Annotated in this window: 24 protein-coding genes; 16 read left to right on the forward strand and 8 right to left on the reverse strand. The window is 71.8% G+C overall.

Translation table 11 applies throughout. The features are described from left to right. Positions 1–72 precede the first annotated feature (72 nt). From ACZ63J_RS02635 to fgd, 8 genes are all read left to right on the forward strand, one after another. On the forward strand, positions 73–474 hold the full coding sequence (locus ACZ63J_RS02635; protein ID WP_465404726.1) for a winged helix-turn-helix transcriptional regulator: 402 nt from the start codon (positions 73–75) through the stop codon (positions 472–474). Between the two features lie 204 nt (positions 475–678). After that, positions 679–1,446, forward strand: coding sequence for an SDR family oxidoreductase (locus tag ACZ63J_RS02640; protein WP_465404728.1), 768 nt, complete (start codon positions 679–681; stop codon positions 1,444–1,446). After that, complete coding sequence (locus ACZ63J_RS02645; RefSeq protein ID WP_465404730.1) at positions 1,443–2,321, forward strand: SDR family oxidoreductase; 879 nt, start codon at positions 1,443–1,445, stop codon at positions 2,319–2,321. The genes ACZ63J_RS02640 and ACZ63J_RS02645 overlap by 4 nt, the downstream gene beginning before the upstream one ends. After that, positions 2,321–3,061, forward strand: coding sequence for an enoyl-CoA hydratase family protein (locus ACZ63J_RS02650; protein WP_465339336.1), 741 nt, complete (start codon positions 2,321–2,323; stop codon positions 3,059–3,061). The genes ACZ63J_RS02645 and ACZ63J_RS02650 overlap by 1 nt, the downstream gene beginning before the upstream one ends. Then, positions 3,051–3,914 (forward strand): CoA transferase subunit A, encoded by an 864-nt coding sequence (locus ACZ63J_RS02655; protein WP_465404732.1) that lies wholly within the window; start codon positions 3,051–3,053, stop codon positions 3,912–3,914. Before ACZ63J_RS02650 ends, ACZ63J_RS02655 begins: the two co-directional genes overlap by 11 nt. Continuing rightward, positions 3,911–4,642: a CoA-transferase subunit beta gene (locus tag ACZ63J_RS02660; protein ID WP_465404734.1), complete on the forward strand. Its 732-nt coding sequence runs from the start codon at positions 3,911–3,913 to the stop codon at positions 4,640–4,642. Before ACZ63J_RS02655 ends, ACZ63J_RS02660 begins: the two co-directional genes overlap by 4 nt. Next, complete coding sequence (locus ACZ63J_RS02665; protein ID WP_465404736.1) at positions 4,639–5,694, forward strand: NAD(P)H-dependent flavin oxidoreductase; 1,056 nt, start codon at positions 4,639–4,641, stop codon at positions 5,692–5,694. Before ACZ63J_RS02660 ends, ACZ63J_RS02665 begins: the two co-directional genes overlap by 4 nt. A 6-nt stretch (positions 5,695–5,700) precedes the next feature. Continuing rightward, positions 5,701–6,705 carry a glucose-6-phosphate dehydrogenase (coenzyme-F420) gene (gene fgd, locus ACZ63J_RS02670; protein WP_465404738.1) on the forward strand — a complete coding sequence of 335 codons (1,005 nt, stop codon included), beginning with the start codon at positions 5,701–5,703 and terminating at the stop codon, positions 6,703–6,705. 1 nt (position 6,706) lies between these two features. Here the strand turns inward: fgd and ACZ63J_RS02675 are convergent, their stop codons facing one another. From ACZ63J_RS02675 to ACZ63J_RS02685, 3 genes are read right to left on the reverse strand one after another with little or no spacing between them, the layout of a single operon-like run. Further along, positions 6,707–7,858 (reverse strand): acetyl-CoA C-acetyltransferase, encoded by a 1,152-nt coding sequence (locus ACZ63J_RS02675; protein ID WP_465404740.1) that lies wholly within the window; start codon positions 7,856–7,858, stop codon positions 6,707–6,709. Positions 7,859–7,866: 8 nt separating this feature from the next. Beyond that, positions 7,867–8,637, reverse strand: coding sequence for an SDR family oxidoreductase (locus tag ACZ63J_RS02680; protein WP_465312268.1), 771 nt, complete (start codon positions 8,635–8,637; stop codon positions 7,867–7,869). Beyond that, positions 8,634–9,779 carry an acyl-CoA dehydrogenase family protein gene (locus ACZ63J_RS02685; RefSeq protein WP_465404742.1) on the reverse strand — a complete coding sequence of 382 codons (1,146 nt, stop codon included), beginning with the start codon at positions 9,777–9,779 and terminating at the stop codon, positions 8,634–8,636. The genes ACZ63J_RS02680 and ACZ63J_RS02685 overlap by 4 nt, the downstream gene beginning before the upstream one ends. Before the next feature lie 82 nt (positions 9,780–9,861). On the opposite strand from ACZ63J_RS02685, the gene ACZ63J_RS02690 reads away from it, so the two are divergent. From ACZ63J_RS02690 to ACZ63J_RS02710, 5 genes are read left to right on the forward strand one after another with little or no spacing between them, the layout of a single operon-like run. Continuing rightward, complete coding sequence (locus ACZ63J_RS02690) at positions 9,862–11,385, forward strand: FadD3 family acyl-CoA ligase (RefSeq protein ID WP_465404744.1); 1,524 nt, start codon at positions 9,862–9,864, stop codon at positions 11,383–11,385. After that, positions 11,382–12,227, forward strand: a complete 846-nt coding sequence (locus tag ACZ63J_RS02695; protein WP_465404746.1) for an enoyl-CoA hydratase — start codon at positions 11,382–11,384, stop codon at positions 12,225–12,227. The genes ACZ63J_RS02690 and ACZ63J_RS02695 overlap by 4 nt, the downstream gene beginning before the upstream one ends. Beyond that, positions 12,227–13,357: an acyl-CoA dehydrogenase family protein gene (locus ACZ63J_RS02700; protein ID WP_465404748.1), complete on the forward strand. Its 1,131-nt coding sequence runs from the start codon at positions 12,227–12,229 to the stop codon at positions 13,355–13,357. Before ACZ63J_RS02695 ends, ACZ63J_RS02700 begins: the two co-directional genes overlap by 1 nt. Beyond that, the gene (locus ACZ63J_RS02705) at positions 13,354–14,289 is read left to right on the forward strand and encodes an acyl-CoA dehydrogenase family protein (RefSeq protein WP_465339350.1); all 936 of its coding nucleotides are present in this window, start codon (positions 13,354–13,356) and stop codon (positions 14,287–14,289) included. The genes ACZ63J_RS02700 and ACZ63J_RS02705 overlap by 4 nt, the downstream gene beginning before the upstream one ends. Then, positions 14,286–15,323, forward strand: a complete 1,038-nt coding sequence (locus ACZ63J_RS02710; RefSeq protein ID WP_465404750.1) for an acyl-CoA dehydrogenase family protein — start codon at positions 14,286–14,288, stop codon at positions 15,321–15,323. The genes ACZ63J_RS02705 and ACZ63J_RS02710 overlap by 4 nt, the downstream gene beginning before the upstream one ends. Here the strand turns inward: ACZ63J_RS02710 and ACZ63J_RS02715 are convergent. Both ACZ63J_RS02715 and ACZ63J_RS02720 read right to left on the reverse strand, forming a co-directional pair. Further along, a complete protein-coding gene (locus tag ACZ63J_RS02715; protein WP_465404752.1) occupies positions 15,320–17,134 on the reverse strand; it encodes a flavin-containing monooxygenase in 1,815 nt (604 codons plus the stop codon). The genes ACZ63J_RS02710 and ACZ63J_RS02715 overlap by 4 nt on opposite strands. A gap of 90 nt (positions 17,135–17,224) precedes the next feature. Further along, positions 17,225–18,400 (reverse strand): GAF domain-containing protein, encoded by a 1,176-nt coding sequence (locus ACZ63J_RS02720; protein ID WP_465404754.1) that lies wholly within the window; start codon positions 18,398–18,400, stop codon positions 17,225–17,227. 213 nt (positions 18,401–18,613) lie between these two features. Here ACZ63J_RS02720 and ACZ63J_RS02725 point away from each other — a divergent pair, with 213 nt between their 5' ends. After that, complete coding sequence (locus tag ACZ63J_RS02725) at positions 18,614–19,624, forward strand: TerC family protein (RefSeq protein WP_465404756.1); 1,011 nt, start codon at positions 18,614–18,616, stop codon at positions 19,622–19,624. Here the strand turns inward: ACZ63J_RS02725 and ACZ63J_RS02730 are convergent. Further along, complete coding sequence (locus ACZ63J_RS02730) at positions 19,604–20,020, reverse strand: VOC family protein (RefSeq protein WP_465312258.1); 417 nt, start codon at positions 20,018–20,020, stop codon at positions 19,604–19,606. The two genes, ACZ63J_RS02725 and ACZ63J_RS02730, sit on opposite strands and share 21 nt — an antisense overlap. 22 nt (positions 20,021–20,042) lie before the next feature. Here ACZ63J_RS02730 and ACZ63J_RS02735 point away from each other — a divergent pair, with 22 nt between their 5' ends. Further along, positions 20,043–20,708: a GntR family transcriptional regulator gene (locus ACZ63J_RS02735; protein WP_465404758.1), complete on the forward strand. Its 666-nt coding sequence runs from the start codon at positions 20,043–20,045 to the stop codon at positions 20,706–20,708. 74 nt (positions 20,709–20,782) lie between these two features. Here the strand turns inward: ACZ63J_RS02735 and ACZ63J_RS02740 are convergent, their stop codons facing one another. Then, entirely contained in the window at positions 20,783–22,738 is a 1,956-nt protein-coding gene (locus ACZ63J_RS02740) for a DNA/RNA non-specific endonuclease (RefSeq protein WP_465404760.1), read from the reverse strand. Between the two features lie 217 nt (positions 22,739–22,955). Here ACZ63J_RS02740 and ACZ63J_RS02745 point away from each other — a divergent pair, with 217 nt between their 5' ends. Further along, the gene (locus tag ACZ63J_RS02745; RefSeq protein ID WP_465404816.1) at positions 22,956–23,951 is read left to right on the forward strand and encodes a zinc-dependent alcohol dehydrogenase; all 996 of its coding nucleotides are present in this window, start codon (positions 22,956–22,958) and stop codon (positions 23,949–23,951) included. Here ACZ63J_RS02745 and ACZ63J_RS02750 read toward each other — a convergent pair. After that, positions 23,948–25,438: an adenylate/guanylate cyclase domain-containing protein gene (locus tag ACZ63J_RS02750; RefSeq protein ID WP_465404762.1), complete on the reverse strand. Its 1,491-nt coding sequence runs from the start codon at positions 25,436–25,438 to the stop codon at positions 23,948–23,950. The genes ACZ63J_RS02745 and ACZ63J_RS02750 overlap by 4 nt on opposite strands. Positions 25,439–25,472: the final 34 nt, after the last annotated feature.

Consider the following 25,472-nt stretch of genomic DNA (forward strand, 5'->3'; position numbering starts at 1 on the left):
CTTTGAGAAAGTGCAAACTTCTAGTGAGCATCCTCACCTGGGTTTCCCGGGGTCGCGAGGTACCGTTGACCCATGAGCGAGGCGCCGGAGTGGCTGGACGAGCACGGGCAGGTGATGTTCGACGTCTTCGCGCAGGCCTGCACCTCCCGCGCGACGCTCGAGCACATCACCGGCCGGTGGGGGATCCTCGCGATGGCCGCCCTCCACGACGGCACGCTCCGCTTCAACGCCCTGCGCCGCCGCGTGTCGGGCGTGAGCGAGAAGATGCTCGCCCAGACCCTGCAGGCCCTTGAGCGCGATGGTTTTGTGCACCGCGAGGCCCAGCCGACGATCCCGCCGAAGGTCGAGTACAGCTTGACCCCGCGCGGCCGCCGGACTGCGGCGCTGCTGCTGTCGCTCATCGAGGATGTTGAGGGGCAGATGCCTGAGGTTGTGGAAGCCAACGCGAGGTACGACGCCGCGAAGGGCGACTGACGTCCTCGGGGTAGCTGCCGTTCGGGGACGACGGGGTTGCCAGTGCGTTCGGCAAGTCCGGTCCGGCGCCGCGGCTCGGTGGCGACGAGCCGTTCGGCTGAAGTGGTCTCCTTGCCCAAGCTTCGATAGTGGGTTCTAGTCCGTATCGCGCACCTGCAGCGTGGGCACCTTGCCCAAAGTGAGAACGTGTTCTAGTTTTGAGCTGTGCAGACCGATCTGGGCTTGACCGGCGCCGTAGTGCTCGTCACCGGCGGCGTCCGCGGCGTGGGCCGGGGCATCACCGACGTCTTCCTCGCCCACGGCGCCCACGTCGTCACCTGCGCCCGGCACGAAACCCCCACCGACGCCGAGTTCGTCCGGTGCGACGTGCGCGACGAAGCCCAGGTCGCCGCCCTGATCGCCGGGATCGTCGAACGCCACGGCCGCCTCGACGTCGTGGTCAACAACGCCGGCGGCGCCCCGTATGCGCCCGCCGCGGAGGCGTCGCCGCGGCTGCACGAGAAGATCGTCCAGCTGAACCTGCTCGCCCCGCTGCTGGTCTCCCAAAAAGCCAACGCCGTCATGCAGCGCCAGGACGGCGGTGGCTCCATCGTCATGATCTCCAGCGTCAGCGGGACCCGCGCGTCGCCGGGGACCGCCGCCTACGGCGCCGCCAAGGCCGGGCTCGACAACCTCACCGCCAGCCTCGCCGTCGAGTGGGCGCCCAAGGTGCGGGTCAACGCCCTGGACGTCGGCATGGTGCGCACCGAGCAGGCCCACCTGCACTACGGCGGCGAGGCCGCGATCGAGGCGGTCGGCAAGACCGTGCCGCTGGGCCGCCTCGCCGAGCCCGAGGAGGTCGGCGCCTGCGCCGCGTTCCTCGCCTCCGGCCTCGCCTCCTACGTCTCCGGCGCCACCCTGCGCGTCCACGGCGGCGGGGAGGTCCCGGCGTTCCTCGCCGCGGCCGACGTCAACCACGAGGAGGATTCGTGAGCAGGTTGTGCCAGGACCGCGTGGTCGTGGTGACCGGCGCCGGCCGCGGCATCGGGCGGGCCCACGCGCTCGCCTTCGCCGCCGAAGGCGCGCCGGTCGTGGTGAACGACGTGGACGGGGACGCGGCCGCCGGAGTTGTCGCCGAGATCGAGGCGCTGGGCGGGAAAGCCGTGTCGAACACCGACGACATCGCCGACTGGGCCGGGGCGAAAGACCTGATCGAGACGGCGCTTGGGAACTTCGGCCGCCTCGACGTGCTGGTCAACAACGCGGGCTTCGTCCGGGACCGGATGCTGGTCAACCTCGGCGAGGACGAGTGGGACGCGGTGGTCCGCGTCCACCTGAAGGGACACTTCGCGCCCCTGCGGCACGCCGCCGAACATTGGCGCGCCGAAGCCAAAGCCGGGCGGACGCCGAGCGCGCGCGTCATCAACACGAGCTCGGGCGCCGGGCTGCTGGGCAGCGTCGGCCAGGGCAACTACTCGGCGGCGAAGGCGGGGATCGCCGGGCTCACCGTCGTGGCGGCGGCCGAGCTGGCGCGGTACGGCATCACCGTCAACGCGATCGCGCCGGCCGCGCGGACCCGGATGACCGAGGCGGTGTTCGCGTCGATGGCGCGGCCCGACGAGGGCTTCGACGCGATGGCGCCGGAAAACGTCTCGCCGCTGGTCGTCTGGCTGGGCAGCGAAGAGTCCGCGCACGTCACCGGCCGCGTCTTCGAGGTCGAGGGCGGCAAGGTCTCCGTGGCGGAGAGCTGGCGGCGCGGCCCGGCCGTCGACAAGGGCGGTCGCTGGGACCCCGCCGAGCTCGGCCCGGTCGTGAAGGACCTGCTCGAGCGCGCGCCCGAGCCCGAACCCGTCTACGGAGCGAGCTGATGGGCATCCTCACCAAGCGCGACGGCCACGTCGAAGTGATCACCGTCGACTACCCGCCGGTCAACGCGCTGCCCGTGCAGGGGTGGTTCGACCTGGCCGACGCGCTCAAGAAGGCCGGTGACGACCAGGACGTCCACGTCGTCGTGCTCCGCGCGGAAGGCCGGGGCTTCAACGCCGGCGTCGACATCAAGGAGATCCAGCGCAGCGCCGGGTACGACGCGCTCGTCGGCGCGAACAAAGGCTGTTACGCCGCTTTCGGCGCGGTCTACGACTGCGCGGTGCCGGTGGTCGCGGCGGTGCACGGGTTCTGCCTCGGCGGCGGCATCGGCCTGGTCGGCAACGCCGATGTCGTCATCGCTTCCGACGACGCCACCTTCGGTGTGCCGGAAGTCGAACGCGGGGCGCTCGGGGCCGCCACACACCTGGCGCGGCTGGTGCCGCAGCACCTCATGCGCACGCTCTACTTCACGGCCCGGCGCATCACCGCCGCCGAGCTGCACGCCCACGGCTCGGTCTACGAGGTCGTGCCGCGTGCCGGGCTCGACGACGCGGCCATGGCCGTCGCTCGCGACATCGCGAAGAAGGACCCGAGGGTGATCCGGGCCGCGAAGGAGGCCCTGAACGGCATCGACACCCAGCAGGTGCACCGCAGCTACCGCTTCGAGCAGGGCTTCACCTTCGAGCTCAACCTGCTCGGCGCGTCCGACGAAGCCCGCGAGGAGTTCTTGAATGGCCGATAAGCGCACGACCGCCGACGACGCCGTGGCGGAGATCCGCGACGGCATGACGATCGGCATCGGCGGCTGGGGCTCCCGGCGCAAGCCGATGGCGCTGGTCCGCGCGCTCCTGCGCACGCCCGTGAAGGACCTGACCGTGGTCTCCTACGGCGGTCCCGACGTCGGCCTGCTGTGCGCGGCCGGGAAGGTGAAACGGGTCGTGTTCGGGTTCGTCACGCTCGACTCGATCCCGTACGACCCGTGGTTCGGCCGCGCCCGCGAGACCGGCGCGATCGCCGTCACCGAGTACGACGAGGGCATGTTCGGCGCGGCGCTTTCCGCAGCGGCGCAACGGCTTCCGTTCCTGCCGATGCGGGCCGGGCTCGGCTCGGAGGTGATGCGGGCCAACCCGGACCTGCGGACCGTCCGGTCGCCCTACGCCGACGGCGAGGAGCTGGTCGCGGTGCCCGCACAGCACCTGGACGTCGCGCTGGTGCACCTCAACCGCGCCGACGCCCGCGGCAACGCCCAGTACCTCGGCCCGGACCCGTACTTCGACGACCTGTTCTGCCTGGCCGCGGCGAAGCGGTTCGTCTCGGTCGAAAAAGTCGTCGACACGCCCGAGCTGATGGCGGGCGGGCCGGTGCAGTCGCTGCTGCTCAACCGCGGCAGCGTGGACGGTGTCGTCGAGGCGCCGCGCGGCGCGCACTTCACCACGGCGGTGCCGGACTACGGCCGCGACGAGCGGTTCCAGCGGCACTACGCCGCCTGTGCGAAGGATCCCGAGGCGTGGCCGGGGTTCGCCGACCGGTTCCTGTCCGGGGACGAGAAGCGTTATCTGTCCGAAGTGGACAAGTTCGAGGCGGAGGCGGCATGAGCGCGACCCGGGCCGAGATCGCCGTCGTGGCGGTGGCCGAGCTGTTCCGCGGCGACGGCGAGATCGTCGTCAGCCCGATGGGCCTGGTCCCGCAGCTGGGCGCGAAGCTCGCGCGGCTGACCTTCGAGCCCGACCTGCTCATGTCCGACGGCGAGGCGTTTCTGGTCACGACCGACGGGGAAGTCGAGGGCTGGCAACCGTTCCGCAAGATGCTCGACACGATCGTCCCGCACGGACGGCGGCACGTCGTGATGGGCGCCAACCAGGTCGACCGGTACGGCAACCAGAACATCTCCGCCATCGGCGACCACGCCCAGCCGAAAAAGCAGCTGCTCGGGGTGCGCGGCGCGCCGGGCAACACCGTCAACCACCGCACCAGCTACTGGGTTCCCCGGCACAGCACGCGCGTGTTCGTGGACAGCGTCGACGTCGTTTCCGGCGTGGGGTACGACAACGCCGCGAAGGCGGGACCGTCGGCCGAGAAGTTCCACGACGTGCACCGGGTCGTCTCGAACCTCGGGGTGTTCGACTTCGGCACGACGGAGCACTCGATGCGAGCGGTGTCGCTGCACCCCGGCGTCACCCGCGAGGAGGTCACGGCGGCGACCGCGTTCGAGATCGACTTCGACGGCGCGGAAACGAGCCGCGAGCCCACGGACGAAGAACTGCGGATCATCCGCGAAGTGCTGGACCCGAAAGGCCTGCGCGACAAGGAAGTCCCGGCGTGAAGACGGCGCTGACCGAGCTGGCCGGGATCGACCACCCCGTCGTCCAGACGGGGATGGGCTGGGTCGCCGGGCCGCGGCTGGTGTCGGCGACGGCGGAAGCGGGCGCGCTCGGCATCCTGGCGTCGGCCACGATGACCTACCCCGAGCTGGAAGCGGCGGTCGCGGAGGTCAAGAAACGGACGGAGAAGCCGTTCGGCGTCAACCTGCGCGCCGACGCGGCCGACGCCGGCGACCGTGTCGACCTGCTGATCCGCGAGGGTGTCAAGGTCGCGTCGTTCGCGCTCGCGCCGCGCAAGGAGATGATCGCGAAGCTGCGCGACCACGGGATCGTCGTGATCCCCTCGGTCGGGGCCGCCCGGCACGCCGAGAAGGTCGCGGCCTGGGGCGCGGACGCCGTCATCGTCCAGGGCGGCGAAGGCGGCGGGCACACCGGGGGAGTGGCGACCACGCTGCTGCTGCCGAGCGTGCTGGACGCCGTCGACATCCCGGTCGTCGCCGCGGGCGGGTTCTTCGACGGGCGCGGCCTCGCCGCCGCGCTGGCCTACGGCGCGGCCGGTGTCGCGATGGGCACCCGGTTCCTGCTCAGCAAGGAGAGCACCGTCCCGGACGAGGTCAAGCGCGTCTACCTCGAGCAGGGTCTGACCGGGACGGTGGTCACCCGGCGCGTCGACGGCCTGCCGCACCGGGTCCTGCGCACCGACCTGGTCGACAAGCTGGAGCGCACCGGCCGGCTGCGCGGGCTGGCGCAGGCGGCGAAAAACGCGCTCCGCTTCCGGAATATCACCGGACTGTCCCCGGTTGCGATGGTCAAAGAAGGCCTGGCGATGAAGCACGGCAACGCACTGACGTGGAGCCAGCTGGTCATGGCGGCGAACACCCCGATGCTGCTGCGCGCGGGGCTCGTCGACGGCCGGACGGACGCGGGAGTGCTAGCGTCGGGACAGGTGGTGGGCATGATCCACGACCTGCCCACGGTGGCCGAAATCGTCGAGGGCACAGTGGCCGGGGCAGGTGAGATCCTTCGCCGCCTCGGCCGGGAAACGGGAGGATGAGCGAGGGTGGCGCTGAAGGTCGGTTACAAGGCTTCCGCGGAGCAGTTCGGACCGCGGGACCTGGTCGAATACGCCGTGCGCGCCGAAGAGGCCGGCCTCGACTCGGTCTGGGTGTCGGATCACTTCCTGCCGTGGCGGCACGAAGGCGGCCACGCGCCGTGGGCGCTGGCATGGATGCCGGCGGTCGCCGAGCGCACGAAGCGGGTGCAGATCGGCACGAGCGTGCTGACCCCGACGTTCCGGTACAACCCGGCGGTGATCGCCCAGGCGTTCGCGACGATGTCGCTGCTGTCGGGCGGCCGGGTGATCCTCGGCGTGGGGTCCGGCGAGGCGCTGAACGAGATCGCCGTGTCGGGGCGCGAGTGGCCGGAGTTCAAGGAGCGCTTCGCGCGGCTGCGTGAGTCGATCAAGCTGATCCGCGAGCTGTGGACCAGCGACAACGTGAACTTCGACGGCGAGTACTACAAGCTGGTCGACGCGCGCATCTACGACCGCCCGGAGCAGCCGGTGCCGGTGTACATCGCCGCGGGCGGGCCGGTGGTGGCCAAGTACGCGGGCCGCGCGGGCGACGGGTTCATCTGCACGTCCGGCAAGGGCATGGACCTCTACACCGAGAAGCTGATGCCGGCGGTCAAGGAAGGCGCGGAGGCGGCCGAGAAGACCGTCGAGGAGATCGACCGGACGATCGAGATCAAGCTGTCCTACGACCGCGACCACGAGAAGGCGCTGGAAAACACGCGGTTCTGGGCGCCGCTGTCGCTGTCGGCGGAGCAGAAGCACAGCGTCACTTCGGCCGACGAGATGGAACGGCTGGCCGACGAGCTGCCGATCGAGCAGGTCGCGAAGCGGTGGATCGTCGCGTCCGACCCGGACGAGGCCGTGGCGCAGATCAAGCCGTACCTGGACGCGGGTCTCAACCACCTCGTCTTCCACGGCCCGGGGCACGACCAGGAGCGGTTCCTGAGCCAGTTCTCCGAGGACGTGCTGCCGAAGCTGCGCGCCCTCGGCTGAGCTAGAGCCGCTCGATGATGGTGACGTTGGCGGTGCCGCCGCCTTCGCACATCGTCTGCAGGCCGTAGCGGCCGCCGCGGCGCTCCAGCTCGTGCAGGAGCGTCGCCAGGAGCTTGGTGCCGGTGGCCCCGATCGGGTGGCCGAGGGCGATCCCGCCCCCGTTCACGTTGACCCGGTCGGGGTCCGCGCCGGTTTCGTCCAGCCAGGCCAGGACCACACTCGCGAACGCCTCGTTCACCTCGAACAGGTCGATGTCCTCGACGCTCAGCCCGGCCTTCCGCAGCGCCTGTGCGGTCGCCGGGATCGGGCCGGTCAGCATCCACACCGGGTCGGCCGCGCGCACCGACAGGTGGTGGATGCGCGCCCGCGGGGTCAGGCTGTGCTCGCGGACGAAGCGGTCGGACGCGACCAGCGCCGCGCTCGCGCCGTCGGAGATCTGGCTGGCCACCGCCGCCGTCAGCCGGGAGCCTTCGCTGAGCGGCTTCAAGCCGCGCATCCGCTCCAGCGTCGTGTCGCGACGCGGGCCCTCGTCCTGCCGGAAGCCGTCGACCGGGACGATTTCGGCGTCGAAGCGGCCTTCGTCGATCGCCGCGAGCGCGCGCTGATGACTGCGCAGCGCGTACTCCTCCATGGCGGACCGGCTGATCTCCCAGTGCGCGGCGATCATGTCGGCGCTGCGGAACTGCGAGACCTCGACACTGCCGTAGCGCTCCTGCCAGCCCTTCGAGCCGGAGAACGGGTCGTCGAAGCCGTACTCGCGCCCGGCCAGCATCGCCGCGCTGATCGGGATGCGGCTCATGTTCTGCACCCCGCCGGCCAGCACCAGGTCCTGCGTGCCGGACATGACGGCCTGCGCGGCGAAGTGCACGGCCTGCTGGCTCGACCCGCACTGCCGGTCGATCGTCACGCCGGGCACGTGGTCCGGGAGCCCCGCGGCCAGCCATGCTGTTCGCGCGATGTTCCCGGACTGCGGGCCCAGGGTGTCCGTGCAGCCGAGGATGACGTCGTCGACGAGGTCCGGGTCGACGCCGGCGCGTTCGACGACCGCCCGGATGACGTGCGCGGCGAGGTCGGCGGAGTGCCAGCCGGACAGCGCGCCGCCGCGGCGTCCCACCGGGGTGCGGACCGCGTCGAGGAGGAAGGCTTCGGGCACGGGGGCTCCTAGGGGTGCTGGCTGCTGACGGAGACGACTTCGCCGGTGAGGTAGCTCGCGTAGTCGCTGGCGAGGAAGACCATCACGTTGGCGACCTCCCACGGCTCGGCGGCGCGGCCGAACGCTTCGCGTTTGGTCAGGTCTTCCAGCAGCTCGTCGCTGGTCACCTTGGCGAGGAAGGGATGCATGGCCAGGCTCGGCGCGACGGCGTTGATCCGGACGCCGTGCTCGGCGGCGTCGAGCGCCGAACACCGCGTCAGCGCCATGACTCCGGCTTTCGCGGCGGCGTAGTGCGCCTGCCCGGCCTGGGCGCGCCAGCCGATCACCGACGCGTTGTTGACGATCGCCCCGCCGCCGCCCTGGGCGACGAACTGCTTCAGCGCCGCGCGGGTGCAGCGGAACGTCCCGGTGAGCGTGATGTCGAGGACCCGCGACCACTCGTCGTCGGCCATGTCCAGCACGGACTTCGTGCCGCCCAGCCCGGCGTTGTTGACCATCACGTCGAGGCGTCCGAAGTGCTCCACCGCGCCGGTGATCAGCGCCTGGACCTGGTCCTCGGCCGTGACGTCGCAGGGAATCGCGTGCACCTTGCCAAGCGCGGCCAGTTCGGCCGCCTTCTCGCCGAGCCGCCGTTCGTGCCAGTCGGAGACGACGACGCTCGCGCCCTCCTCCAGGCACCGGCGGGCCACGGCCGAGCCGATGCCGGTGCCCGCGGCGGCGGTGACCACGACGACCTTCCCGGACAGCAGGTCGTGGCCGGGTGGGTACTGCGGGATCACGGTCGTGCCTCCCTCGGCAGGCCGAGCACCCGCTCGGCGATGATGTTCCGCTCGATCTCGTCCGACCCGCCGTAGATCGTGTCCGCGCGGGTGAACAGGTAGAGCCGCTGGGCGTCGTCCAGCTCGGCGCCGGCGGCGACCAGCGAGCGTGCGCCCCGCGCCCGCATCGCCAGCTCGCCGAGCCCGCGGTGCCACTGCGCCCACAGCAGCTTCCCGACGGCGACCTCCGGTCCGGCGGGACGGCCGAGCGTCCGCAGCGCGTGCGCGCGCAGCACACGCAGGCCGATGCGGGCGCGGGTGAGGTCGGTGCGCAGCAGGGGGTCGTCGTAGGTGCCGGTGCGCTTCGCTTCGGCGACGATGTCGTCGAGCTCGCGGCGGAAGCCGATCTGCTGGCCGAGAGTCGAGACGCCGCGCTCGAAGCCGAGCGTGGCCATGGCGATCTTCCAGCCGTCGCCGGGCTCGCCGACGACCATTTCCGCGGAGGTGCAGGCGTCGTCGAAGAAGACTTCGTTGAACTCCGAGGTGCCGGTCAGCTGCTGGATCGGCCGCACGGTGACGCCGTCCTGGCGCAGCGGCACCAGCAGATACGACAGGCCGTGGTGGCGTTGCGACCCGGGTTCGGTGCGGGCGACGACGAAGCACCAGTCCGCCACATGAGCCAGGGACGTCCAGATCTTCTGGCCGTTCACCACCCACGCGCCGTCACGCAGGACGGCCGACGTCGAGACGGCGGCCAGATCGGAACCGGCGCCGGGTTCGGAGTAGCCCTGGCACCAGAGCTCTTCGACGGCGACGATCTTCGGCAGGAACCGTTTCCGCTGCTCAGGCGTGCCGAACGCGATGAGCGTCGGGCCGAGCAGCTGCTCGCCGATGTGGTTGACCCGCGCGGGCGCGCCCGAGGCGGCGTACTCCTCGTGGAAGGCGACCTGCTCGTCGAGGGACAGGCCGCGGCCGCCGAACTCGCGAGGCCAGCCGACGCACGTCCAGCCCGCGGCGGCGAGGTGGCGTTCCCAGGCCAGGCGCAGGTCGAACGCTTCGTGCTCGCGTCCCGGGCCGCCGAGGCCGCGCAGTTCCGCGAACTCGCCGGTCAGGTTGTCCGCGAGCCAGCCCGCGACCTCGCGGCGGAATCGCGTCGGTTCCACACACGCCTCCTTGCTGCCGGGCCGGTCCGGCACCTAGGGTAATGAGAACACGTTCTAGTTTGTCGGTCCAGAGGAGGGTGTGGTGGGACAGACCACGATCCCGGCCGTCGTCCGCGATGCCGCAGCGAAGTTCGGCTCCGCCGAGGCGCTCGTCGACGGCTCCCTTCGCCTCGGTTTCGACGACCTTCTGGAACGTGTTCAGTCGGTCGCGCGGGCGTTCGTCGCACGCGGTGTCCAGCCCGGCGACCGCGTCGCCATCACCCTCCCGAACACCCACCACTGGGTCCTGACGGCTTTGGGCGCGCTCTACGCGGGCGCGACGCTGATCCCGGTCAACACCCGGTTCACCGCCGCCGAGACCGTGGACCTGCTGGTCCGGAGCCGGGCGAAGGCCCTGGTCGTGGCGGCCGACTTCCTCGGCGCCGACCGCCACGCCGCGATCGTCGCGACCGGCGCGGACCTGCCGGACACCGTGGTCCGCGTGCCGCTCGAACAACCTCACCGCGCGGTCGCAGGCACCTTGGGCTGGGACGAGTTCCTCGCCGAAGCCGACCGCGTGCCCCTGGCCGACGCCGAGGCCCGCGCCGACGCCGTCCGGCCCGAGGACGTCAGCGACATCCTCTTCACCTCGGGCACGACCGGCCGCTCGAAGGGTGTGCTGTCGGCGCACCGCCAGGTGGTCGACGTCGCCGCGGCCTGGGCGGACTGCGGCCAGGTCACCGCCGACGACCGCTACCTGGTGATCAACCCGTTCTTCCACAGCTTCGGCTACAAGGCCGGGATCGTGGTCGGCCTGCTCACCGGCGCGACGATCGTCCCGCAGGCGGTCTTCGACGTCCGTGCGGCGCTCGACGTCATCAAACGCGAGCGCATCTCGGTGCTCCCAGGCGCGCCGACGATCTTCCAGTCGCTGCTGCGCGAGCCTCACCGGGACGTCTCGTCGCTGCGGCTCGCGGTCACCGGCGCGGCGACCGTGCCCGCGTCGCTCGTCCGGCGCATGCGCGCGGAGCTGGGCTTCGAGATCGTCCTGACGGCGTACGGGCTCACCGAAGCCGTCGTGGTCACGATGTGCCGGCCGGGAGACGACGCCGAGCTGGTCGCGAGGACGTCCGGCCGGGCGACCGCCGGGTTCGAGGTCGAGATCCACGGCTCGCCCGGCGAGGTCGTCCTGCGGGGGCCGAACGTGATGCTCGGGTACCTCGACGACGCCGAGGCCACCGCGAAGGCCGTCGACGAAGACGGCTGGCTGCACACCGGCGACGTCGGCGAGCTCGACGCCGACGGGTACCTCACGATCACCGGCCGGCTCAAGGACATGTACATCTGCGGCGGCTTCAACGTCTACCCGGCCGAAGTCGAACACACGCTGACCGAGCTCGGCGGCGTGCGCGACGTCGCCGTGATCGGCGTGCCGGACGAGCGGCTCGGCGAAGTCGGCAAGGCGTTCGTCGTCGGCGACGACCTGACTTCGGCCGACGTCATCGCGTTCTGCCGCGAGCGGCTCGCCAACTACAAGACCCCGCGGTTCGTCGAGTTCCTGGACGAGCTGCCCCGAAACGCTTCCGGCAAGGTGCTGAAGCGGCTGCTCAGTGAGGAGACGAAATGAGCGAGGACGTCGTCCGCTACGAGCGCCGCGGGCCGGTCGCGGTGGTCACCATGAACCGGCCCGAGTACCGCAACGCGCAGAACTCGGCGATGACGTACGCCCTCGACGACGCCTTCACCCGTGCGGTGAACGACGCCGAGGTCAAGGTGATCGTGCTGGCGGGGGAGGGCAAGCACTTCTCCGCCGGGCACGACATCGGCACCCCGGGCCGCGACGTGGACCAGCCGTTCGACCGGCGCGCGGTGCTGTGGTGGGACCACACCGACCGGGCCGGCGGTGACCAGCGGTTCGCCCGCGAGTCCGAGGTCTACCTCGGCATGTGCCGCCGCTGGCGGGAGCTCCCGAAGCCGATGATCGCGAGTGTGCAGGGCGCGTGCATCGCGGGCGGGCTGATGCTCGCCTGGGTCTGCGACCTCATCGTCGCTTCCGACGACGCGTTCTTCGCCGATCCGGTGGTGCGCATGGGGATTCCCGGTGTCGAGTACTTCGCGCACCCGTGGGTGCTCGGCCCGCGGGCGGCGAAGGAGGTGCTGTTCACCGGCGAGCGCTTCACCGTCCAGCAGGCCAAGGAATGGGGGATGATCAACCGGATCGTCCCGCGCGCCGAGCTGGAGCAGCACACGCTGGAGCTGGCGGAGAAGATCGGCGGGATGCCGCAGTTCGGTCTCGCGCTGGCGAAGAAAGCCGTCAACCAGGCCGAAGACCTGATGGGCATGCGGTCCGGAATGGACTCCGTGTTCGGGCTGCACCACCTGGCGCACGCCCACAACGCGGAGACGTCGGAAGACTCCCTCGGCGGGCAGTCGGCGCGGTCGATGCGCGACGCGAACAAGGGGACCTGATGGACCTCGACATCGACGAGGCCTCCGAGGCCTTCCGGGCCGAAGCGCGTTCGTGGCTTTCCGAGCACGTCCGGGAGTTGCCGTCGATGGACACGGCCGAGGGTTTCGCGGCGCACCGGGAGTGGGAGGCCGAGCTGGCCGACGCGCGGTGGTCGGTCGTGGCGTGGCCGCGGGAGTACCACGGCCGGGACGCGTCGATGCTGCAGTGGCTGCTGTTCGAAGAGGAGTACTACGCCGCGCGGGCGCCGGGGCGGGTGAGCCAGAACGGGATCTTCATGCTCGGCCCGACGCTGTTCGCGCACGGGACGCAGGAGCAGCGTGACCGCATCCTGCCCGCGATGGCCCGCGGCGACGAGGTCTGGGCGCAGGCGTGGTCGGAACCCGAGGCGGGCAGCGACATCGCGGCCCTGCGGAGCACGGCGGTGCGGACCGACGGCGGCTGGCGGCTGTCGGGCGCGAAGACCTGGAGCTCACGGGCCTCCTTCGCCGATCGCGCGTTCGGGCTGTTCCGGACCGACCCGGAAGCGCAGCGGCACCACGGCCTGACGTACTTCATGCTCGACCTGCGTGCCGGCGGCGTGACCGTCCGGCCGATCCCGCAGCTGGACGGCGAGCCGGGGTTCGCGGAGATCTTCCTCGACGACGTCTTCGTGCCGGACGAGGACGTCATCGGCGAGCCGGGGCAGGGCTGGCGGGTCGCGATGACGACGGCGAACAACGAGCGTGGACTATCACTGCGCAGCCCGGGGCGGTTCCTCGCCGCGGCCGACCGGCTCGTGGATCTCTGGTGGGCGAAGGAGTGTCCACCGTCCACACAGGACCGTGTCGCCGACGCCTGGATCGGCGCCCGCGCGTACCGGCTCTACACGTTCGGCACGGTGAGCCGCCTCGCCGACGGTGGTGAGCTGGGCCCGGAGTCCAGTGTGAACAAGCTGTTCTGGTCGCACCTGGACGTCGAGCTGCACGAGACGGCGTTGGACGTGCTCGGCCCGGCCGCGGAGACGAATGCGGACTGGGTCGACGGTTACCTGTTCTCCCTGGCCGGGCCGATCTACGGCGGCACCGACCAGATCCAGCGCAACACGATCGCCGAACGGCTGCTGAAACTTCCGAGGGAGGCGCGCCGATGAGGTTCCAGCTGTCACCGGAGCAGCGCCAGTTCTCCGCGTCCCTGCACGACTTCCTGGACAACGCCGACACCGCGGCCGCCACCCGCGCCTGGGCCGCCGGGGACCACGACCGCGGCCTGAAGCTCCTGCGCGGACTGGCCGACCTCGGGGTGCCCGCGCTGCTCGTCGGCGAAGACCACGGCGGGCTCGGCGGCACCCCGGTCGACCTGGTGGTCGCGTTCGAAGCGCTCGGGTACCACGCCGTGCCCGGCCCGCTGGTCGAAACGGCGGCCGTCGCGCCTTCCGTGCTGACCGGGGACCGGCTCACCGCACTCGCCGAGGGTGACCTGCTGGCCACGGTCGTCGCGCCGCCGGAGGTGCCGCTCGCCCTGGACGCCGACGTCGCCGGGGTGGTCCTCGACCTCAACGAGGGCGAGGTGTCCGGTGTCGGGACCGAGCTCGTCCGGTCGGTCGACCCGGCCCGGCGGCTGTTCCGGATCACCGGGACCACCCGGCCCACCGCGGCGGATCCGGTCGCGTTCGACCGGGGTGTCCTGGCCGTGGCCGCGCAGCTGCTCGGGGCGGGTCAGTGGCTGCTCGACGCCTCGGTCGCCTACGCCAAGCAACGCAGCCAGTACGGCCGCGCGATCGGCGAGTACCAGGCGGTCAAGCACCTGCTCGCCGACGTCGTGACGCAGCTCGAACTCGCCCGGCCGCTGCTGTACGGCGCGGCCGTCGCCGGCGACACGTTCGCCCGTGACGTCTCGGCGGCGAAGGTGATGGCGGGCGACGCCGCGTACCTCGCCGCGCGCACGGCGTTGCAGGTGCACGGCGCCATCGGCTACACCGCCGAACACGACCTGGGCCTCCGGCTGACGAAGGTGCGGGCCTTGGTCGGCGCCTGGGGAACCGGGGCGTTCCACCGGGCGCGAGTCCTGGCGGAGCTGCGATGACCGATCCGCTGGAGACCGAGGAAGCCCAGGCCCTGCGGGACGCGGTGCGGTCGCTGCTGACCCGCCGGTCGGGCCCGGAGGCGGTCCGGGCCGCCATGGACTCACCACTCGGGTACGACGACAAGCTCTGGTCGACGCTGTGCGAGCAGATCGGCGTCGCCGCGCTCACGATCCCCGAACACTACGGCGGCGCGGGCGCCGGCCTGGCCGAAGCGTGTGTTGTCCTGCAAGAACTCGGCCGCACGCTCACCCCCGCCCCGATGTTGGGCTCCGCGGTGCTGTGCGGCGAAGCGTTGCTGCGCACGGGAAACGACGAAGCTTGCGAGCGCCTGCTGCCGGGCATCGCCGCGGGCACGACCCTCGCCGCACTGGCCTGGTCGGACGAAGTCTGGTCGCCGGGCCTGACCGCGTCGGACACCGGACTCGACGGCCGCGCCCACTACGTCCTGGACGGCGACATCGCGGACACGCTCTTTGCGTTGGCCCGCACCCCGGACGGGATCGGCCTGTTCGAGGTGCCGCTCGAGGACGTCCGCCGGGAGCGCGTCACCACGCTGGACCCGACCCGGCGCCTGGCGGTGGTGGACTTCGAGAAAACACCGGCCCGGCGCCTGGACACCAACGGCTTCCCTTTGCGGAAGCTGCTGGACACGGCCACGATCGCCGTGGCGGCCGAGCAGGTCGGCGCGGCCGCCCGCGCGCTGGAACTGACGGTGGAGTACACGAAGCAACGCCGCCAGTTCGGCCGTCCGATCGGGTCGTTCCAGGCACTGAAGCACCGGATGGCGGACGTGCACGTCCACATCGAGGCGGCCCGCTCGGCGCTGTATGCGGCCTTGGTGGACGGGGACGCGGAAGCCGTGACGACGGCGAAAGTCGTGTGCAGCGAAGCGTTTTCGCACGCGACGGCGGAGATGATCCAGCTGCACGGCGGCATCGCGATCACCTGGGAGCACGACGCCCACCTGTACTTCAAGCGCGCCCACGGGACCGCGTTGCTGTTCGGCGACCCCGTGAGCGCGCTGTCGTTCTAGGCCAGGTGGTGCACCTCCTGCAGCCCGTAGACCGGCGTCGGCAGACCCTCCGCCCGCGCCTTCAACTGCAGCGCCAGGTACAGCGAGTAATGCCGGGACTGGTGCAGGTTCCCGCCGTGGAACCACAGTCCTTCCTGCTGGGTGGGCTTCCACATGTTGCGCTGCTCGCCCTCCCACGGGCCCGGGTCCTTCGTCGTGTCCGAGCCCAGGCCCCACACTTTGCCGACCTTGTCGGCGACCTCCTGGCTGATCAGGTCGGCCGCCCAGCCGTTCATCGAGCCGTAGCCCGTCGCGTAGACGACCAGGTCCGCCTCCAGTTCCGTGCCGTCTTCGAGGACCACGGACGTCTCGGTCAGCTCGACGACCTGGCCGTGCGCCAGCTTCACGTCGCCGTTGGCCACCAGGTCGGCCGCGCCGACGTCGATGTAGTAGCCGGAGCCGCGGCGCAGGTACTTCATGAACAGGCCGGAGTCGTCGTCACCCCAGTCGTGGCGGAAGCCCGCCGCTTCGAGGCGGTCGTAGAACTCCTGGTCGCGGTCCTTGATCGCGGCGTACACCGGCTGCTGGAACGTGTGTATGATCCGGTAGGGGAGCGAGGCGAAGGTCAGGTCGGCCTTCTGCGTCGTCATGCCCGCGGCGAGCGCGCGCTCCGAATAGAGGTCGCCGAGCCCGAGGTCCATCAGCGAGTCCGACCGCACGATGTGCGTCGAGCTGCGCTGGACCATGGTGACGTCGGCGCCGGCTTCCCACAGCGCGCCGCAGATGTCGAACGCCGAGTTGTTGGACCCGACGATGACGGCTTTCTTGCCGCGGTAGGCGTCCGGCCCCGGGTGCTGGGAGCTGTGGTGCTGGTCGCCGCGGAAGCGGTCCTGACCGGGCAGCACGGGAACGTTCGCCTTGCCCGACATGCCGGTCGCCAAGACCAGCTGCTTCGGCTTGAGGACGACTTCTTCGCCGTCGCGGTCGAGGACGACCGTCCATTCCTTCGCTTCTTCGTCGTAGGAGGCGTTCTTGCAGGTCGTCGACGACCAGTAGTTCACCTCCATGACCTTCGTGTACATCTCCAGCCAGTCGGCGATCTTGTCCTTCGGCGCGAACACCGGCCAGGTGCGCGGGAAGTCGAGGTAGGGCAGGTGGTCGTACCAGACCGGGTCATGCAGGCACAGCGACTTGTACCGCCCGCGCCACTGGTCGCCGGGGCGGGCGTGCCGGTCGACGACGACGTGCGGCACGCCGAGCTGGCGCAGCCGGGCGCCCAGCGCGATCCCGCCCTGCCCGCCGCCGATGACCACGACGTAGGGCTGGGTGGTCGTCCCCAGCTCCTCGGCCTCCGCTCGCCGCGCCTCCGCCCAGGTGACGCGGTCGCGGTGGATGCCGTGCTCGGCGCCCTTCGGCCGGGTCGTGCCGAGCGGCTCCTCGTGGCCCTTGAGCTCGTGCAACGTCGTGAGGAAGGTGAACGCGCCTTCGTCGGTGAGGCGCAGGTGGCCGCGCCCGCGCCCGGCGGCCGTCTCGAAGCCGATCCAGGATTCGACCACCCCGTCGTTCTCGGTGGGCTCCTCGGTGGGGTGGAAGCCGGTCGCGTCGGCGGTGTCCATCGTGGCGAGGAGGAGGTCCTTCACGCCGTCGCGGTTCTCGACGGTCTTGAGGTTCCAGGTGAACGCGACGAGGTCGCGCCAGAACGACGTCGTGGCGAAGAGGGCGGCGGCCCGGTCGGCGTCACGGGCCGCGAGCGCGGCCTCGAAGTCGGCGAGCCAGCCTTCGACGCGCTGCCGGGCGCCGATCGCCGCGGCCGGTTCGAGGGTCTGGGTCATGAGCGGACCTCCCCGTCTCGGGCACCGTCTTCGTCGGCGGCGCGCTCTGCGCAGCCAACACCGCCGGCCGGGCCCGGGGAAAGGGTTGCCCTAGGGTTGCATCAGGACGACGTCGACCCCGGCGGCGATCCGGTACGGCCGCGCGAGCAGCAGGCCGCCGACGACCTTCCGCAGCCGGGACAGCTCGGCGCGCACGGTCACCAGGTGCGTGCGGTCGCCGTAGAGCGTCTCGGACAGCTGCGCGGCCGACACCCCGGCCGGTCCGGCGGTCGCGATCAGCCGCAGCAGGTCCGCCTGGCGCCGGCCGAGCGGGTGCGTCCACCGCACCGAGCCCTCCACGATCGCGCGCGGCGGATCGAGCTCGAGCGTCAGCCGCAGGGCTTCGCCGCGGCTCGGCCGCAGCAGCCAGCCGCCGGGCACCGGCTCGGGCTCGCACGCCCCGACGCCGCGGACCGCGACCGGCACACCCTGGCGGGGAACGGCGACCCGGTCGATCCCGGGAGCCCCGCTCTGCGCCGCGACCCAGCCGTGGTCGTCGACGACGAGCCCGGGCCCGCCCCCGAGCACGTGCCCGGACAGCTGCCGGAGACCTTCCAGCCGCATTTCGTGACGCTGCCGCAGGACGGCCTCGGCGAGCCGCACCGACGTCCCGACCAGCGCGACGGTCATCGGGTGGACCGTCTCGGCCGGCCCGCTGACGTCGACGATCCCGAGCAGCTCGCCGGTGCGCGGGTCGTGCACGGGGTAGGCGGTGCAGGCCCAGGTGTGGTGCGAGCGCACGAAGTGCTCGGCCGCGAACATCTGCACGGGCGCCGCCTCGGCGAGCGCGGTGCCGATCGCGTTGCTGCCGATCGCGGGCTCGGACCAGGTGGCGCCTTCGGTGAAGCCGAGCGAGTCGGCCCGATGCCGCACCCGGCGCGCCCCTTCGCGCCACAGCACAACACCGTCGGCGTCGGTGACGACCATCAGGTGGTGCGCGTCCTCGGCGACCGACGTCAGCGCGCCTCGCAGCTCCGGCAGGACTTCGCGCAGCCGGCTGCGGGTCCGCCGCCGTTCGACCTCGGCGGCGTCGACCGGGTCGGGTGCGGGCGGTCGGTCGGGGTCGACACCCTGCGCGGCGACGCGGCGCCAGGAGCGGGCGACGAGCCGCCGCGGGGCGGTCTCGGGCGGCCGTCCGGCGAGGACGGCGTCGTGGATGCCGGCCAGCAGCCGGGCGTGCCCGGCGACGTCGGTGCCGGGCCGGACCGCGCAGACTCCTTCGTCCACCGCCACCTCCAGGGCCGTCCACCACGGTAACCCGCAGGTACGGGGGTGGGGCAACCTCGGCGCAACGTCCGGAGTGGCGGCCGGGGGCAAGCGACTGTACGGTCCGTGACCGGGCCGCACCCACCGTCACCGCGGCGGTCCACAGTGGACGGCACGGGCGAGTGATCCGGACCTTCCGTACAATCGGGACAAACGACCGAAGTAGGGGAGCGGATGGGCATCGGCGTCGGCACCTGGGTTCTCACCATCGGCGTGATCCTGGCGCTGCTCGCGATCGACCTCGTGGTCGCCGCGCTCCGGCCGCACCGGGTCGGGTTCGGGGAGGCGGTCGCGTGGTCGGTGGGGTACATCCTCGTCGCCGTCGCCTTCGGGGTCTGGCTGACGCTGGCCCACGGCGGTGAGTTCGGCGCCGAGTACTTCGCCGGCTACATCGTGGAGAAGAGCCTGTCGGTCGACAACCTGTTCGTGTTCGTGATCATCATGACGACGTTCGCCGTCCCCGAGGAGCACCAGCACAAGGTGCTCACCTTCGGCATCGTGCTGGCGCTGGTCATGCGGGCGATCTTCATCGCGCTCGGCGCGACGCTGCTGGCGTTGTTCTCGTTCATGTTCCTGCTGTTCGGTCTGCTGCTGATCTACACCGGCGTGCAGCTGTTCCGCCACCGTGACGCCGACCCCGACATCGAGACCAACCTGGTGGTCCGCACCGCGCGGCGGCTGCTGCCGGTCTCCGACAGCTACGACGGCGGCCGGCTGACAACCACGGTGGCGGGCCGCCGGGCGGTCACGCCGCTGGTGGTCGTCCTGGTCGCGATCGGCGGGGTGGACCTGCTGTTCGCGCTCGACTCGATCCCGGCCGTGTTCGGCGTGACCGAAGAGCCCTACATCGTGTTCGCCGCGAACGCGTTCGCGCTGCTGGGCCTGCGGGCGCTGTACTTCCTGGTGAAGGGCCTGCTCGACCGGCTCGTGTACCTCTCCGCCGGGCTCGCGGTGATCCTCGCGTTCATCGGCGTGAAGCTGATCCTCCACTGGGCGCACGTCGACATCGACGAGCGGGTCCCGGAGATCGCGACGCCGGTGAGCCTCGCGGTGATCATCGGTGTCCTGGCCGTCGTGACGGTCGCCAGTCTCGTCAAGACTCGCAACGACCCGGCCGCGAAGGCGCACCCGGGCTCGCTGCGCGCGTCCGACACGTCGAGCCGTTCAGACGGCGAAGACCTGTGAGTCGTCCGCGAAGGCCTTGAACTCCAGGGCGTTCCCGGCGGGGTCGAGCAGGAACATCGTCCACTGCTCGCCGGGCTGTCCCTCGAACCGCAGATAGGGCTCGATCACGAACCGCGTCCCGGCGGCGCGCAGACGCTCGGCGAGGGTGTGGAACTCCTCGACGGTGAGCAGCAGGCCGAAGTGCGGCACCGGCACGTCGTGGCCGTCGACCGGGTTGTGGGCCCGCTCGGGCGCGCTCGCCGCCAGGTGCGTGACGAACTGGTGGCCGTGCAGGTTCCAGTCGACCCAGCGCTCGGCGCTGCGGCCCTGCTCGAGCCCGAGGACTTCGCCGTAGAAGCGGCGGGCGGCGTCGAGGTCGTCGACCGGCACGGCCAGGTGGAAGCGGGGGATGCTCATGTCCTGATGTTAACATTCCGACATGAGCAGATCGGCCCAGGTCACGCCCGCCCGCCGGCGGGGGCTCGCCGACGAGGTCGCCGACCGCATCCGCGACGCCGTCTTCGACGGGGTCTACCCGCCCGGCAGCCAGCTGCGCGAGGTGGAGCTGGCGGCGGCGCTGGGAGTCAGCCGCGGGCCGGTGCGAGAGGCGCTGCTGCGGCTGGAGCGCGAAGGCCTGGTGCGCGGCGAATGGCACCGGGGCACCACGGTGACCGCACTGTCCGATGAGGACGTCGCCGAGCTGGACAGCCTGCGGGCGGCGCTCGAACAGCTCGCCGTCGCGCTGGTGGCCGAGCGCGCGTCCGACGACGAGCTGGCCACGATCGACGACGCCGTGCGGCGCATGGAGCGCGCGGCCGACGAGCACGAGATGGTCCGCTGCGACCTGGGTTTCCACGACGCGGTCTACGCCGCCGCCGGGCACCGGCGCCTGCGCGAGGCCTGGGAGGCGATCCGCTCGCAGGTGCACCTGTTCCTGCTGACCCGCATCGGCGTGGACACCGAGGGATACCTGGCGGGCATCCCCGCCGAACACCGGCAGCTCGCCGACGCACTGCGGGCGCGGGAGAAGGAGGCGGCGCTCGAGCTGTTCGCCGAGCACCGCCGCCACGCCTTCGACATCCTCGCCGGCCGCGCGCCGAGCTGACCCGGGCGACGCTCGGCCGGGTGCGCGTTCGCCGTGTTCGGGCAGGGCCACCGGCCGCACGCCGGACTGACCGGTCAGAGCACCAGGTCGGCCAGGTCCCGGATCTCCTTGGCCTCGTTCGTCGACTCCAGGCCGGTCAGCGGGTCGGCGGCGGGCAGCTCCCCGAACGACAGCCCGGTGAGGTCGGCGATCCGCCGGACCGGCACCTGGTAGGTGCGGTAGGCGCCGTAGCTGAACTCGGTCGCGGCCTCCAGGCCCTTGATCAGCTCCTCCTGGCTCAGCAGGTACGCCGTCGCCGACAGGGTGCCGTCGGACTTCACCATCACGACGACCTTCCAGAACTGCCGGGGGAGCCGGACCCCGCGGTAGGCGTCGTCGTCCGCGGCCAGCACCGGGCCGGTGACCACCGTGACCTTGAGGTCGGCGGTGTCGGCGTTCTTCAGCACGTAGTCCTCGAGCCCGGCCCACGTCGTCTTGTTCTGGTTGAAGTCCTTGTGCTGCGGTGAGCAGTTCGTGAAGTGGAACGTGTCGTCGTTGCCGAGCTGGGCGATCGCCTCGGTCGTGCCCCACGCCGGGTCGAGCCGGCGGACCAGGTGCCCGCGGTCGAGCGGGTTGTCCCGGTAGATCTCCTCGCCGATCTGCTCGGTGACGGCCACACGCGGGTCGAGTGACCAGTGGTCGGCTTCACGGTGCAGCGCCCGGCTGTGGCGGCCGTCGATGTTGACCGCGGTGAAGAACGCCAGCCCCCGCTCCTTGTTCATGACGAGGCTGAAGTGGTGGTAGGGCAGGACGTACCGCGGCTCGCTTGTGGCCTGCCGGTTGGTCGCCGCCAGCGGCACCATCGTGTCGGACAGCTCGGGCAGCGGAACCGTGTGCCCGGGCAGGAAGTCCGGGTCGTACCCCTCGCGGTTCGAGTAGTCCGGGTCGATCCGGCCCGTCTCCGGGCTCGCGGCGACGGCGGGCGCCTCGGCGCGCAGCCGGATGTCGACCGGCATCGTGAGGGTGAGGACCTGCGGGCCCGCCGCCTCCACCACCGGCCGGGCCGGCTTCGCGCGTTCGGGGCGGGTGGAGAGCCGGTCGACGAGGGCCTGCTGCGCGGGCGGGAACTGCTTGCCCTGCAGGAATCCCAGCAGCCTGCTGACCCGGATCCCCTCGTTGAGGAAGTTGCCGAACTCGGCGTGGCCGTCGGCGCGGACGCTGGCGTGGTGCAGCGCGACGATCTCCCACTGGTCGTTGAACACCGGCGAGCCCGACGAGCCCGGTTCGGTGTCGGTTTCGTAGTGCAGGAACTGCTCGAGGACGTCGACGATCCGGTTCTCCCGCAGGGCGACCTGCTTCTTCAGGCCCTGGGGGTGCTGGATGATCGTGACGAAGTCGCCGACGATCGCCTTGCCCTCGGTCCCGATCAGCCGGTTGAACCCGAAGGGGCTCAGCTCGTCGGCGGTCGCCTTCACCGCCACGAGCGCAAAATCGAGGTCTTCGTCGGCGACGAAGAAGCGGTCCGGGTCGAAGCCGAACGCCCGCACCGGCCGGGGCAGGCCGTCGACGCCGTCCTGGTAGTCGAACTCGATGAGGCTGAACCCGGCGGTCGCGGCGTCGGGGAGCACGTGGTGGTTGGTGAGCAGCAGGTCCGGTGAGACGAGCGATCCCGTGCCGTAGCCGACGAGCCGGCCGCGTTCGTCGCGGATGTTCACCCGGCCGACGGCGGCCGAGGCCGTGACGCCGCCTTCGAGGTACCCGACGCCGAGCAGGTCGTTGGTGAGGATGATCCGTTCGAGGATCGCGCCCGCGGCGGTCATCGCGGCCGGGTCGCCGGCGGCGATCGCCGCGGGGCTGACCGGCCGCACGTCGGGGTAGTACCGGCCGAGCCGGTCGATCCGGGTGGCCACGCGGCTCGGCTCGTCGGCGAGGGCGATCCCGCCCTTTTCCCGCAGCAGCGCGATCTTCGCCTGCCGCTGCCCGGTGCGGCGCGCGGCGCGGCCGGCGACGGCCTCCTGCTGTTCGGACGGTCGTTCGGTCTGCACGTCCACGGTGCCTCCCCGGGTGGCTTTTCCGACGGTGCGGAAACATCGCGTTAGTCGGTTTCGCCCGGACCGCGTTACACGATATCCGGCGTGTCGGAAGGAGTTTCTTTTCAGTGCACCCGGCGTTGTTCTTGCGCCATTTCGAAGAATGGGGAAAATAACCGTCCGCCGCCACGATGTGCGGGCCGCACCGCCGGGGTGCGAGCATGCGGGTATGTCTTCCATGCGTGCCTTCGTGCTCACCGGGCCCCGGCGGGGCGAGGTCCTCGAGGTGCCCTCGCCCGAGCCCGCGCCGGGCGAGGTCGTCGTCGACGTCGAACGCGCCGGCGTCTGCGGCACCGACGTCGAGTTCTTCACCGGCGAGATGGCCTACCTGCGCGAGGGGCACGCCGCCTTCCCGATGCGGCTGGGGCACGAGTGGGCGGGCCGGGTGTCCGCGGCCGGCGCCGGGGTGGACCCCGCGTGGCTCGGCCGCCGCGTCATGGGCGACACCATGCTCGGCGACCGGACCTGCCGCCGCTGCCGGCGCGGGCACCAGCACACCTGCGAAAACCGCCAGGAGGTCGGGATCCGGGGCGGCCGGGCCGGGGCGCTGGCCGAACGGCTCGCCGTTCCCGCGTGGTCTCTGCACGCGCTGCCCGACGAGGTCGACGCCGTGCTCGGCGCGCTCGTCGAGCCGGGTGGCAACGCGCTGCGGGCCGCCCGGGCGACGAACGGCGGCGAGGGTGACCGCGTGCTCGTCCTCGGCCCCGGCACGATCGGGCTGCTGACCGCGCTGTTCCTGCGAGCGGCCGGCGCCGAGGTGCACCTGCTGGGCCAGGAGCCGCTCGCGTTCGCCCGCGGCCTCGGCTTCGCTGAGACGTGGACCCGCGAGACCCTCCCCGACCTGCCCTTCGACGCGGTGGTCGACGCCTCGGGCGCGGCCGAGCTGCCCGCGCTCGCGGTCGAGGTGGTGGAGCCGGCCGGCCGGATCGTCTACATCGGACTGTCCGCGCGGCCGAGCACGATCGACACCCGTGCCCTGGTGATGAAGGACGTCACGGCGGTCGGCGTGCTGTCCGCGTCACCCGGGCTGGCCGACACGATCACCGCCTACGCCGCCGGCACGATCGACCCGCGGCCGCTGGTCGGGGCGACCGTCGGGCTGGACGGCGTCGCCGCGGTGCTCGGCGGCGAGCGGTTCGCCGCGCCGAAGGTGCACGTCGACCCGCTGCGCTAGCGGGGTGCGGCCAGGGTCGTGGGGCGGCTGCGGCCGCGCAGTGTGACGTCTTCGGTCGCGACCCACCGGGCCGTTTCTTCTTCCGCCGCCGAGGAAACCGCCGTCCACGAGGCCAGCAGCCGGCCCGGCGCGTTCTTCGCCAGCTCGGTGAGCCGGGCGGCTTCGTTGACCGGGTCGCCGATCACCGTGTACTCGAAACGGCGCGGGTCGCCGACGTTGCCCGCGACCGCGTCGCCGGTCGCGACGCCGATGCCGGCCGGGCCGTCGGGCACCTCGGCGGCCAGCCGGCGGGCGATCGCGCGGGCGGCGGCCAGCGCGCACGTCGCGTGGTCGCCGAGCGGGGCCGGCGCCCCGAAGACGGCCAGCGCGGCGTCGCCGACGAACTTGTTGACCAGCCCGTGGTGGCGGTCGACCTCGTCGACGACCACCGCGAAGAACCGGTTGAGCAGCCCGACGACCTCCTCGGGCGGGCGGCTCGCGGCCAGCGCCGTCGACCCGACGAGGTCGACGAACAGCACCGACACCGTGCGCACCGTGCCGCCGAGCTCCGCCGACGAGCGCATGGCCTCGACGGCGACCTCGTGCCCGACGTGCCGGCCGAACAGGTCGCGCATCCGTTCCCGCTCGGCGAGCCCGGCCACCATGTTGTTGAAGCCGGCCTGCAGCAGGCCGAGCTCGGTGCTGTCGTAGACGGGGATCTCGACGCCGAAGTCGCCCGCCCGGACGCGGCCCAGCGCGTCGCGCACCGACGAAATCGGGCTCACGATCGCGCGGGCGGTGAACACCGTGACGAGCAGGCCGAAGCACAGCACGACCAGGCCGAGCACGATGACCGACACGGCGAGCTTCGTCGTGGAGACGTCGCCGCGCACCCACGCCAGCACCGCGGTGACGACCAGGCCCGCGACCGGCACCCCGGTGCCGAGGCACCAGAACAGCAGCATCCGCAGGTTGACCCCGCCGTGCACCGGCCGCGGCGGCGTCGTGTCCGCGAGGGCCAGCGCCGCGTACGGCCGCAGCGCGAGCTCGCCGAAGAGGTAGGCGATCGCGCAGACGACGACGGCGGCGAAGGCGACCACGAGGAACTCGGTGAGCACGACCGCAGGCTGGACGAGCGCGGCCAGCCCGCCGAACACCAGCGTCGCGACGCCCCACAGCACGGCCTGCACGACGGTGAGCCGCAGCGGCACCCGGAGGCTCGCGGCGCGCTCGGCGTCGTCCGGGCGGCGGCCCTCGGCCGCCCAGCGCAGGGTCCGCAGCGCCCCGCGGGTGCCCCAGAGCGTGCCGACGACCACCGCGGACACGACGTAGACCGGCACCGCGACCGCCGTCACGCGCACCAGGTCGCCGGACATGCCCGGCGCCGGCATGAGCAGCGCCGCGAGCCCGACGACGACCAGCGCGCCGATGACGTTGGTGGTGATCAGGGCGGCGGTGAGCAGGCGCTGGACGCTTCTGCGCAGCGCGGAGTCGCTTCGTGGAGGCACCGGATCCTGCCGATCGACGGATTGAGTGAACGAA

The sequence above is a fragment of the Amycolatopsis sp. NPDC104863 genome (assembly GCF_055582965.1).